Origin of the sequence: Methylobacterium sp. WL18, from assembly GCF_008040015.1 — a bacterium.
GTDB classification, from domain to species: domain Bacteria; phylum Pseudomonadota; class Alphaproteobacteria; order Rhizobiales; family Beijerinckiaceae; genus Methylobacterium; species Methylobacterium mesophilicum.
The window spans coordinates 1-6,581 of record NZ_VRVD01000253.1 but is presented as its reverse complement, the minus strand read 5'-3'; the positions used below and the strand labels follow the sequence as shown (position 1 = coordinate 6,581).

Sequence of the window (6,581 nt, the reverse complement as noted above, 5' to 3'; positions counted from 1 at the left end):
TGCTCCGCCCGCGCCGCGGCTGGCCCGCTACGAGGACGTGGTGGCGCTGGCCGACGCCAACCGCGACATCCTGCTGAAGACCGCGCTGGAGCGCGACGTCCACCTCGTACGCTTCGAGGAAGGGCGGATCGAGTTCGCCCTCGCCCCGGGCGGCCGGGCGACGCTCGCCACCGATATCGCCGCCGCGATCCTGCGCTGGACCGGCCAGCGCTGGGTCGTCGCGGTCTCGAAGGAGGCCGGCGCCCCGACCCTCGACGCCGCCGTGAAGGCCGCGACAGAGACCCGCCGCGAGAATGCCGCCGCCGACCCGTTCGTTCGTGAGGTGCTGACCCGCTTCCCCGGCGCGGAGATCGTGGATGTGCGGGAGACCGCGCCGCTCCCCTCACCCCATCAGGAGATCCCGGGGGACGGCGATCCGGTGCCGGCGGACGAGGCCCCGGACGACGACTTCTGACACGCAGGCGCCGCCGCACATGGCGGCGAGCCGACGCGATACCCAAGTAGACTGACCGAGACACCACACGAGAGAGCTGCATGCGCGACCTGATGGGCATCATGAAGCAGGCTCAGGCCATGCAGGAGAAGATGGGCTCCCTGCAGGCCGAGCTCGACGAGATCGAGGTAACCGGCGCCTCGGGCGGCGGCTCCGTGCGGGTGACCATGTCCGCCAAGGGCCAGATGAAGGGCGTCAGCATCGACCCGTCCCTGATGGTCGCCGACGAGCGCGAGATCCTCGAAGACCTGATCGTGGCCGCCTGCAACGACGCCCGCGGCAAGGCCGAGGCGACTATGCAGGAGCGGATGGCAGAGTTGACCAAGGGCCTGCCCCTGCCGCCCGGCATGAAGCTGCCGTTCTAGGAGCGGGCTCAAGCTGCGTCCGCCTCACCGCGGCCGGCGGCTCACCAGGACGATCCCGGCCAGGATGAGCGGAATCGCCAGCGCGAGGATCGGCGGCACGCTCTCGCCCAAAAGCACAACGGCGAGCCCCTTGCCGGTGATCGCCCCGATCCAGCCGATCTGGCTCAGCCCGACCGGGCCGCTGCGCTTCTGCAAGACGAAGAACAGCGCGTAGGTCCCGGCGATGATCGCCGCCTGGAGGGGCAGCAGGCCGGCTGTGTGGACGGAAGTTGCCGCCAGGAGCGGGATCTTGGAGATCACCGCGTAGGCGCCGACGATCGCCGCGGCGATCAGCACCATGACCGGCGCCAGCAGCCGCGGCGGCGCGTCGGCGGGCCATGCCACCGTGCGATAGATGTTGCCGGCTGCGACGCTGACCGGCGCCGCGAGCGCGAGCGCAGTCCAGAGCCCGCCTCCCTCGGCTCCGGTCAGGCGTGAGGCGGCGAACAGCATCGCGCCCCCGAGTCCCAGCGCCATGCCGGCCAGCCCCTGAACCGACAGCCGATCCATCCCCAGGACCAGGGCGAGGCCGTAGGTCAGCAAGGGCGGGAAGGCGAGGCAGAGCGCCACGAAGCCGGAGCCGACATGCGGGATTGCCGCGAAGGACAGGATGTTGGGCAGCGCGAAGCTCAAAAGTCCGGCCTGCAGCCCGTAGCGCAGGAGCGCGGGCGACGGCGTCAACCTCTCACCAGCCGCCAGGGCGAGGATGGCCAGGATCAGCCCGCCGCCGAGCGCCGACCAGAACAGGAACGCGATCGGCGGCCAGCCCAGCCCGGCGGCGAGACCGGCCACGACGGTCGTCAGGCCCAACAACGACCCGGTGAACAGGAGCAGGAGGTGAGCCGACACCGCAATGTGACCCATGGTGGTTTGGACCGGCAGAGCCATCGCCTCCTCCATCCGCAGCGGTGATTCCCACACGATTGCCCGTGCGATTCTCTCAGCCTAAAATCTCGATGGGAAGTATCTTGACGTCAAGATATCTAGGCAAAGGGGAGGGCGTGTGACGGACCGTGCGGCGCAGGCCGTGGCGCAGTGGCGGCGCGAGCGGCCCGACATCGAGGCCTTCTCCATGGAGGTCCTGGGGCGGCTGACGGAGCTGGCGCAGCTTGTGGTGCGGGACCGGCACAATCCGGTCTTCGCCGAGTTCGGCCTGCAGCAAGGCGAATTCGACGTGGTCGCGACCTTGCGGCGGTCCGGCGCGCCTTATGCGCTGACGCCGACGGCCCTGTGCGACGCGGCGATGATCTCGTCGGGCGGGATGACCGCGCGGATCGACCGCCTGGAGAAGGCCGGTCTGATCGAGCGGCGAAAACATCCGACGGACCGGCGCGGGACGCTGGTAGCGCTGACGGATGGGGGAAAAAAGCTGATCGACGCCCTGCTGCCGGTCCATGTCGAGACCGAGCGCAGGGTCCTGGCCGTCCTGACGGATGGCGAGCAGCGCACGCTGAACGCGCTGCTGGCGAAGTTGCTGAGCGGGCTCGGGTGAACGGGCGGCAGCGGCAATCGCCGCCCGATCCGCGTTTTAGGCGGCGATGGCCTGCGCGGTCGGCCCGGCGGCGCGCACGTCGGAATCGACGTGGGCCTCGAAGCGCTTGAAGTTGTCGTCGAACATCTTCACCAGCCGCGCCGCCGTCTCGACGAAGGCGCTCTTGTTGCCCCAGGTCTTGACCGGGGTGAGGATGTCCGCTTCGACGCCCGGGACCGAGACCGGAACCGCGAAGCCGAAATACGGGTCGCGGCGGAACTCCGCCTGGGCGAGAGACCCGTCGAGGGCCCCGGCGAGCAGGCGGCGGGTGACGCGGATCGGCATGCGCCGGCCGGTGCCGACGCCGCCGCCGGTCCAGCCGGTGTTGACCAGCCAGCAATCGACCTCGTGCTTGGCGATCAGGTCGCGCAGCAGGTTGCCATAGGCGCTCGGGTGCCGGGGCATGAACGGCGCGCCGAAGCAGGTCGAGAACGTCGCCTCCGGCCCGGTGAGTCCGCGTTCGGTGCCGGCGACCTTGGCGGTGTAGCCCGACAGGAAGTGGTACATCGCCTCGGCGCCGGTGAGCTTGGCGATCGGGGGCATCACCCCGAAGGCGTCGCAGGTCAGCATCACGATGTTCTTCGGATGCCCGGCCCGGCCGGTGGCGCTGGCGTTGGCGATGAAGTCGAGCGGGTAGGCGCAGCGGGTGTTCTCGGTGAGCGACCCGTCGTCGAAATCCGGCACGCGGCTGACCGGATCGATCACCACGTTCTCCATCACGGTGCCGAAGCGCTCCGTGGTGGCGTAGATCTCGGGCTCGGCATTGCGCGAGAGGCGGATCGTCTTGGCGTAGCAGCCGCCCTCGAAGTTGAAGATGCCCTCGTCCGACCAGCCGTGCTCGTCGTCGCCGAGCAGCTGGCGCGAGGAATCGTTCGACAGGGTGGTCTTGCCGGTGCCCGACAGGCCAAAGAATATCGCCGAGCCGCCCTCGGCGTCGAGCGCGGCGTTGGCCGAGCAGTGCATCGGCATCACGTTCTGGCCGGGCAGGATGTAGTTCAGGTAGGTGAAGACCGACTTCTTCATCTCGCCCGCGTAGGCCGAGCCGCCGATCAGCACGAGCTTCTTGGAAAAGTCGATGGCGATCACGGTCTTGGACCGGCAGCCGTGCCGGGCCGGATCCGCCTGGAAGCTCGGCAGATCGATGATCGTCAGGTCGGGCACGTAGGCCGCGAGCTCGGAGCGGTCCGGCCGGATCAGCAGGTTGCGGATGAAAAGCGAGTGCCAGGCGAACTCGGTGAACACCCGGGCCTTGACCCGGTGGGCCGGGTCGGCGCCGCCGTAGAGGTCCTGGGCGAACAGCTCCTTGCCCTCGGCATGCTTGAGGAAGTCCTGGTGCAGGACCGCGAACTGCTCCGGCGTGATCGCGCCGTTGTTCTCCCACCAGATCTCGTTCTCGGTGCTGGCATCGCGCACCACGAACTTGTCCTTGGGCGAGCGGCCGGTATGGCTGCCGGTGGTCGCCACGAAGGCGCCGCCGCGGGCGAGCTGGCCCTCCTTGCGGGCGAGCGCCTCCTCGTAGAGGCGCGGGGCCTCGAAATTCCAGTGGACGGCCTTCAGCGCGCGGAAGCCGGCCGCGTCGGCATCGTGGGCCGCGTTGTGATCACCGATGTTGGTCAAGAGCGTGTCTCCCGGGGCCCCTGTTCGTGCCGTCGACGCGACAAGACCGGACGCCAGGGGCGTCCGGGACTAACCCGGGAGACGTCCGTGCGGGCGTACAGGACCGCCGCACGCTGGATCACCGTTCCCCGGTTGCTCGCCCCCATACTGGATAGGCGGCCAAGCGTTGCCGTCTTACTGGGTGTTGCTGAGCGCCCGCAACATCATGGAGCGTGTTTGACCACAGTGCTGATCGCAAGTGGCGCCTAGTGTAACCCATTGCTGCTCGGTATTCTTAATTTGGGTCGGAGCAGAACACGTCGGGAATACCCATATCCTGGGTGGGCTGAGATGCGCCCTTGCGCGTTGCCCGGTGGCGGCTATGCCCTGCCGGACGTTTCGACGTCCCGACCTTAGAAATCCCCACCGTTGATCCCCGCCAAGAGGCATGATGCCCCAAGCCGTCGCCGGCCCCGAGATCGAACGCCTGATCCAGCTTCTGTCCCGGATGCCGGGTCTCGGACCGCGTTCCGCGCGCAGGGCCGCGCTCCAGCTGATCAAGAAGCGCGAGACGCTGCTCGCCCCGCTGGCCGACGCCATGCGGGTGGCGGCCGAGCGCATCGTGGTGTGCACGAGTTGCGGCAACGTCGATACCTCCGAGCCGTGCACGATCTGCCGGGATACCGAGCGCGATCCCACGACCCTGGTGGTGGTGGAGGACGTATCGGACCTCTGGGCGCTCGAGCGATCCGGGGCGGTCAAGTCGCGCTACCACGTGCTCGGCGGCGTCCTCTCAGCGCTCGACGGCGTGCGGCCCGAGCACCTGAACCTGGCCAGCCTCGTGGAGCGCGCGGCCGATCCCGCCGTCAAGGAGATCATCCTGGCGCTGAACGCCACCGTCGACGGCCAGACCACCGCCCACTACGTCACCGAGTCGATCCGACACCTCGACCGTAAGGTGACGCGGCTGGCCCACGGCGTCCCCGTCGGCGGCGAGCTGGATTACCTCGACGAGGGCACGCTCACCGCGGCGATCCGCAGCCGCACGGCGTTCTGAGCTGAGCCGGTAGCGCGGACCGCGCGGCAACCCTGGATAGGGGCGGGTCGGAGCATCGGAATTTGACCGGCCCCGACCCACGCCATATTGCCTCGGGATCCCCGGGGCACAGGTTCGATGCGCGCCCCCTGCCGGTTTCCGCCATGACCATCCGTCCGCTCGTCATCCTCCCCGACGCCGTCCTGCGCCGCGTCTCCGATCCGGTCGGGCCGATCACGCCCGAGATCCGCACGCTCGTCGCCGACATGTTCGAGACGATGTACGACGCGCCGGGCGTCGGGCTGGCGGCGATCCAGGTCGGCGTCGCCAAGCGGGTCGTGACCATCGACACCTCGAAGGAAGAGGGCGTGCGCGACGCGCGCGTGTTCATCGATCCGGAGATCGTCTGGGCCTCGGCAGAGAAGCGGATCTACGACGAGGGCTGCCTGTCGATCCCGGAATACTACGCCGAGGTCGAGCGGCCCGACCGGGTCCGGGTGAAGTTCCGCGATATCGAGGGTGCGGTGCAGGAGATCGAGGCCGACGGCCTGCTGGCGACCTGCATCCAGCACGAGATCGATCACCTGAACGGCGTGCTGTTCATCGACCACATCTCGAAGCTGAAGCGCGACCGGGTGATCAAGCGCTTCACCAAGGCGGCCAAGCGCGACGCGGCGTGACCGCCATGCGCATCGTCTTCATGGGCACGCCGGATTTCGCGGTGCCGACGCTCGCTCGAATCGCGCAGGACGGCCACCAGATCGCCGCAGTCTACACCCGGGCCCCGGCCAAGGCCGGCCGCGGCATGAACCTGCGCCCCTCGCCGGTCCACGCGTTCGCGGACACGCTCGGGATCCCGGTGCTGACACCGGGGACCTTGCGGACGCCGGAGGCCGCCGAGACCTTCGCCGGGCACGCGACCGACGTCGCCGTGGTGGTCGCCTACGGCATGCTGCTGCCCCAGGCGATCCTCGACTTGCCCCGGCATGGATGCCTGAACCTGCACGGATCGCTTCTGCCGCGCTGGCGCGGTGCCGCGCCGATCCAGCGCGCCGTGATGGCTGGCGATGCCGAGAGCGGCGTCGGGGTCATGCGCATGGAGCTTAGGCTCGATACCGGACCGGTGGCCCTGGAGGCGCGGGTCCCGATCACGCCGGGCATGACCGCCGGCGCGTTGCACGACGCGCTGATGCCGGTGGGCGCCGCGTTGATGTCCGAGGCCCTGGAACGCCTGGGCCGCGGCGACCTGACCTTCACGCCGCAATCCACTGAGGGCGTGGTCTACGCGCACAAGATCGGCAACGACGAGGCGCGGATCGACTGGTCGCGTCCGGCCGGGCAGGTGGCGAACCACGTCAACGGCCTGTCGCCCTTCCCCGGTGCGTTCTTCGAGCTCGATCTCGGCAAGGGGCCCGAGCGGGTGAAGGTGCTCCGGGCGTCGGCAGCAGAGGGCGCCGGTGCGCCGGGGACGCTCCTAGACGCGGAGGGCCTGGTCGCCTGCGGCGCGGGCGCGATCCGGCT

Annotated in this window: 7 protein-coding genes and 1 pseudogene; 6 read left to right on the top strand and 2 right to left on the bottom strand. The window is 69.3% G+C overall.

Annotated features, from left to right (window positions below; translation table 11 throughout):
* Nucleotides 1-454 (top strand): annotated as a pseudogene (locus FV228_RS17295) (DNA polymerase III subunit gamma/tau); the annotation flags it as partial.
* A gap of 80 nt (nucleotides 455-534) precedes the next feature.
* Complete coding sequence (locus FV228_RS17290; RefSeq protein WP_007561429.1) at nucleotides 535-858, top strand: YbaB/EbfC family nucleoid-associated protein; 324 nt, start codon at nucleotides 535-537, stop codon at nucleotides 856-858.
* Between the two features lie 24 nt (nucleotides 859-882).
* Here FV228_RS17290 and FV228_RS17285 read toward each other — a convergent pair whose 3' ends face one another.
* Nucleotides 883-1,785 carry a DMT family transporter gene (locus FV228_RS17285; RefSeq protein ID WP_147855759.1) on the bottom strand — a complete coding sequence of 301 codons (903 nt, stop codon included), beginning with the start codon at nucleotides 1,783-1,785 and terminating at the stop codon, nucleotides 883-885.
* A 115-nt stretch (nucleotides 1,786-1,900) separates the two neighbouring features.
* Here FV228_RS17285 and FV228_RS17280 point away from each other — a divergent pair, with 115 nt between their 5' ends.
* Nucleotides 1,901-2,389 (top strand): MarR family transcriptional regulator, encoded by a 489-nt coding sequence (locus tag FV228_RS17280; protein ID WP_147855758.1) that lies wholly within the window; start codon nucleotides 1,901-1,903, stop codon nucleotides 2,387-2,389.
* 36 nt (nucleotides 2,390-2,425) lie between these two features.
* On the opposite strand, the gene FV228_RS17275 is transcribed toward FV228_RS17280, so the two are convergent.
* Nucleotides 2,426-4,045, bottom strand: coding sequence for a phosphoenolpyruvate carboxykinase (locus FV228_RS17275; RefSeq protein ID WP_147855757.1), 1,620 nt, complete (start codon nucleotides 4,043-4,045; stop codon nucleotides 2,426-2,428).
* 430 nt (nucleotides 4,046-4,475) lie between these two features.
* On the opposite strand from FV228_RS17275, the gene recR reads away from it, so the two are divergent.
* The 3 genes from recR to fmt all read left to right on the top strand — a co-directional run.
* Nucleotides 4,476-5,081: a recombination mediator RecR gene (gene recR / locus FV228_RS17270; RefSeq protein ID WP_147855756.1), complete on the top strand. Its 606-nt coding sequence runs from the start codon at nucleotides 4,476-4,478 to the stop codon at nucleotides 5,079-5,081.
* 143 nt (nucleotides 5,082-5,224) lie between these two features.
* The gene (gene def / locus FV228_RS17265) at nucleotides 5,225-5,740 is read left to right on the top strand and encodes a peptide deformylase (protein WP_147855755.1); all 516 of its coding nucleotides are present in this window, start codon (nucleotides 5,225-5,227) and stop codon (nucleotides 5,738-5,740) included.
* A gap of 5 nt (nucleotides 5,741-5,745) precedes the next feature.
* A partial coding sequence (fmt, locus tag FV228_RS17260) for a methionyl-tRNA formyltransferase (RefSeq protein WP_147855760.1) occupies nucleotides 5,746-6,581 on the top strand: 836 nt, incomplete at its 3' end.

Coding starts and splice junctions, on each gene's coding strand:
- FV228_RS17290 (WP_007561429.1), top strand. CDS start 535: ATGCGCGACCTGATGGGCATCATGAAGCAGGCTCAGGCCATGCAGGAG.
- FV228_RS17285 (WP_147855759.1), bottom strand. CDS start 1,785: ATGGCTCTGCCGGTCCAAACCACCATGGGTCACATTGCGGTGTCGGCT.
- recR (WP_147855756.1), top strand. CDS start 4,476: ATGCCCCAAGCCGTCGCCGGCCCCGAGATCGAACGCCTGATCCAGCTT.
- def (WP_147855755.1), top strand. CDS start 5,225: ATGACCATCCGTCCGCTCGTCATCCTCCCCGACGCCGTCCTGCGCCGC.